1 protein-coding gene and 2 pseudogenes are annotated in these 4,423 nt (G+C 34.0%); all 3 read right to left on the bottom strand.

Annotation, left to right across the window (positions count from 1 at the left end):
- The coding region (locus tag Xsto_RS19905; protein ID WP_141554550.1) for a trypsin-like serine protease at nucleotides 1–2,412 on the bottom strand (2,412 nt) is incomplete at its 3' end.
- A gap of 333 nt (nucleotides 2,413–2,745) precedes the next feature.
- Nucleotides 2,746–3,026, bottom strand: a pseudogene (locus Xsto_RS19900) (aspartate carbamoyltransferase); the annotation flags it as partial.
- Nucleotides 3,027–3,251: 225 nt separating this feature from the next.
- Nucleotides 3,252–4,423, bottom strand: a pseudogene (locus tag Xsto_RS21745) (hypothetical protein); the annotation flags it as partial.

The following is a 4,423-nucleotide window of genomic DNA, read 5'->3' as shown; positions in this document are numbered from 1 at the left end:
CGCATCTACCCTTGATGCCCCCCGAGAAAGGGTGAGTTTACGTTTTCTGACGTTAACTGTTTCACCGGGAATATTGGCAGTTCCTGATACTGTCGCAACAGTATCTGAGATGTTTTCCGGGCTTGTAAAGCCAACGTCAGGGGTTTCGATTTCAAAATATGCTTTTTGTAAGCCACCGTTCCAAATATGAGGCTCAATATTGAGTCCTTGAGGTCTAAACCTGTCCATTATCTCAATATAATAAACCCCGTCTTTCAATTCAGGAGGAAGCGATAAACTCCAGTTTGGAAAATCATGTCTTTCTCCATAATCACTATATTGTATTGGTATTTCGGAAAAATAATTACCATTTTCCAATGGGATTTTTACGTAGATATCCTTATCATCTCTATTGCATTGAGGGGAATTTGAAGGTGACTGACTGCTTTTTTTCATGCAGATAGAATATTCTGAAGGTAAAAGTATATCATCATTTGAGAGAGTATAACGTTGATCATCACCACCAAAACCAGTGAATTTTTTATTTTGTATATCAATAGGTGAGATTTTTGTTGGTGATTCCATCGGATATTCTTTATTAAAATAAGGCATAAAATATCCGCCTTTATATGTGAAATTTTTACTATACCGTAACTTTGGATCAAATGGGTCAACGTTCTCCAGTTTTTGTATTGCACCGATAAATTCAGAATATTTTTTGTTTTCATCAAAATCGTCTTTTTTTGAATTAGAGTTATTGAAAAGAAAAATATTTTCACCTCGAGGATTATTTTTACAATTTGTAAGATAACCGTCAAGAATACAGACTAGCTTTGCATTGTTAGCATAATTCACGTTATATTCTAATATTTTTTTATATATGTCTCCTTTTCTTTTTTTTGGCTCCACCTTTAAAGTGGAATAATCTTCTGGTTTTAAACTGATGCTGACTTGATCGCTGATTTTTTTCTTTTGGGCTTTTTGAGATATAGTTATATTATAGTTGTCATCTTTTCCTAAATTTTTAAGATGAATATCAGACTTTATACTGCATGACCATAGTCCATTCTCACCTGTTTTTATCAAACTTTTATTATCTAACCCAGAGCATAACACGTCCTGTGTATAACTTTCTTTGTCGTATTTACGGTTAGATTTTAATGTCAACTCTATATCAGAACCAGGGGCGGCGTATCCACGTATGGTAAAGTTTTTGGTTAGAACTATTGATTTATCTGATGGGTAAATAATACTAATCTCTTGCTTTGCATTTGGTATTGTTGCTGTTATGGTATCACTCTCCCATGATGCATTAACTTTATTTAACTCTTCAGCTGTAATAGTAATTTCATATTCATTGTTTTCTTTAATTTTTTTAGTAAAATAGGAACCATATGGGATATCACATTTCCATGTCCCATTTTTGTCTACCGGACATTCAGTATTTTTTTCATCTTTGTGATCAATGGAGTAACGAAGTTTGATCTCAGAAGATGGACGACCAAATCCCTCTACAGGTATGATTTTTCGCCTTTTACTTAATTTTTCACCCCAATCAGGATTGTAGATCCATATTCTTTTCATTTTTTTAGAAAACCAATCTTCTAGGTTTCTTTTGCCAATAAAATTGTTATTAAGATATTTTCCTGTAACATCTGAAGCGGAAAAAAATGGACGAGATTTATTGCTATCTTTAAGAGTAATTATTCCTGTGGATGCAACACCGATGATTGTATCATGCCAAATAATCGGGCCGCCAGAGTCTCCAGGTTGTGCAATTCCTGGCTTTAAATCTTTATTTTCTTTTATAAGAATCCCATGATTTAGATGTTGATCTATGGCATCAGTGACAATATTAACATCAGCTCTCCGCTGTTTTTTTTCAGTATTTTTTATCTGATTTCCTGTTGTTGGATCAATTCCCAAACTACCATAGCCATAGACAGAAGCGTTATAATAATTTTTGTCTATTTTTTCATAAGCTTCATCATAATCAAAGAAACGACGAACATGGCCATAATTATTTAAAGTAGTAGGCTTATCTAATTTTATTATTGCAAAATCTGCGATATTACCTTTGATATTAGAGTATGGAACAAAATTTTGATATTTTGCAGTACCAATTACTTCTTTTTTATAATTTAAAATCGAATATGTTTTAATGATTTTAGAGTCACCCTGGCAATGTGCTGCCGTTAAAACATAGCTTGGAGAGATCAACGAACCACTACATGAACCAATATGTTTTCCTAATTTATCTTCAGTACGGATATTTACAACCCAAGGTTTGCATTTGCTATCTTTACTATCAATACAGCTTTCTTCTCCTCCAGCAATTGTTTCTATTGGCTGATGATTCAATACAGTATCTGAAAATACATTTATACTGTAAGATAATAATGAGAGGGTAAAAAATACTTTAAATATAATCATAACATCCTCCTGAATGGGGAGATTAATTATTTTTTTCGATACAAGTCATATGGTCATTACCTTCAGATTTTAAATTAATATCTTTATACACAATGGATTTCAAGATGCGTCACGGCGGCAAGGGAGTTCATCCCCAGGAGCATAGATAACTATGTGACTGGGGTGAACGAGTGCAGCCAACAAAGAGGCAACTTGAAAGACGAAGTGTATATTTCCAACATAATACATACAGTCACTATTTACTACTTTAATCTCAGAATCATATTTACTGATGTTTTAAAATTAGTCATAATATTTGTAACTGCTTATTTATGTTAATTAATTATTTCAGCATTAATCTATAACAACATTTTCATTCGGTACCAGCGATAGCAATGCCTGATGAGCATAAATTCCATGACCTGCCTGCTGGAAATAGTACGCATAAGGCGTTTTATCTACATCAACAGTAATTTCACCAATACGTGGCAGCGGGTCATATACATAATATCCAGCTCAGGCAGCACATCTCCAAAATTGTTGTGAGTGCTGTAGCTCACCTGTTTTTCATCCAGCATGTGCAGAATATAGTTGGGCATAGAAAGTGCGTCCGGCGCAATAAAGCAGAAGTGGTTGAACGGAATTTGATTAAATCAAAGTGCCGGATAAAAAAACCAGCACTTTGTCAGTAATCTGACGCCTCCTATCAGGAGGCGCTATGCCGTCGTTCTTTTTGTTCAAATCTCCTTAGATAGAAGGCCTAATATACAGTATAAATACATTTATACTGTAAGATAGTAACAAGAGGATCAAAAATATTTTAAATATAATCATAACAGCCTCCTGAATGGGGAGATTAATTATTTTTTTTCAATACAATTCATATGGTCATTACCTCCAGTACATTCCAGTGTTTTATCTTTCCTTGCTGGATAATGTTCATTATCAGATGTTTCATGGATAGTAAAAGAATATACCCCTCGTTTAGCATAATATTCATTGTCTGAACTCCAATTTCCTTTTTCATCAGGAATTATTTCTTCTGATTTTACACCATCAGAAAATATTATTATTTTAGGGTGGAGAGTTTCTTTGAAATCACTAATTTTTTTATCATTATTAGGCAAGGAAGTTCCATAAATGTGGATAAATACATTATCGATGATTTCATATTTTACGGAAAAATCTTTTGATTTCAGTATAGTAACTTCGTCATTGTTATTTTTGATGGGAACATTTGGCGTTCCTGTATTTTTAGCTTTAATTTGTATAAAACCGGCAGGAGCATCACTAATTTTTGTTTGCCAGTTATTTCCAATACGAGAAAGAAGTGGGAGTGTATGTTCACCATTTGAATAGTAGTTTGCAATTATATCGAGAGGCGTTTTTTCCGTTACTTTCCCTTCAATTACAATCTGTTTAGGATTGTCGTCTGTTGAAGTAATAAATTCATGCATAACAGGTTTTGTGATTTTTACCGGACAACGTGCCACACTAAATTTAATTTCTTTTTTTCCGGGGAGATTATTTGCCTCTTCCCTATTTTTGTTACAAAACACAGATGCTTTATAGTAATTAAAACATTTTGCGGTTAAACCTTTAATGCTCCATGTACCGGAATTAAAATCAACATCCGGTGTATATTCTTTCGTTGGTTCAGAAGTATGAGTGTAGCCAGGATCATCAAAACTAGAAATTGATACTTTAATTTTTTTAACATCATTTGGAATATTAGTATTAATTAAACCGGATATGTCATATTTTCCATCAGGTATAATTTGAGCATCCTCCATTGACGTTATGGTTGCACAACATGGTGGAACATAAGGCCTAATATTTATTGAATGGTGGTTAAAATGTAAATGTAAGTAGTTGACTGAAGAAGCTCCATACGCTGGCTGGATTTCATAGGATGCCTGCGTTGTAGAGTGCGGTTCATGGCTGATAAACTGTTCCGCCGATACCGTGAATTTTCCCTTTCCGAATAGGTAAGGCCCGCAGGACCATTTGCCGGATGCAGTAACGGTGGTAT

It is taken from the genome of Xenorhabdus stockiae (assembly GCF_002632825.1).
GTDB lineage: Bacteria > Pseudomonadota > Gammaproteobacteria > Enterobacterales > Enterobacteriaceae > Xenorhabdus > Xenorhabdus stockiae.
The sequence above is the reverse complement of the archived record's forward strand: the minus strand, read 5'-3'. Positions and strand labels throughout refer to the sequence as shown.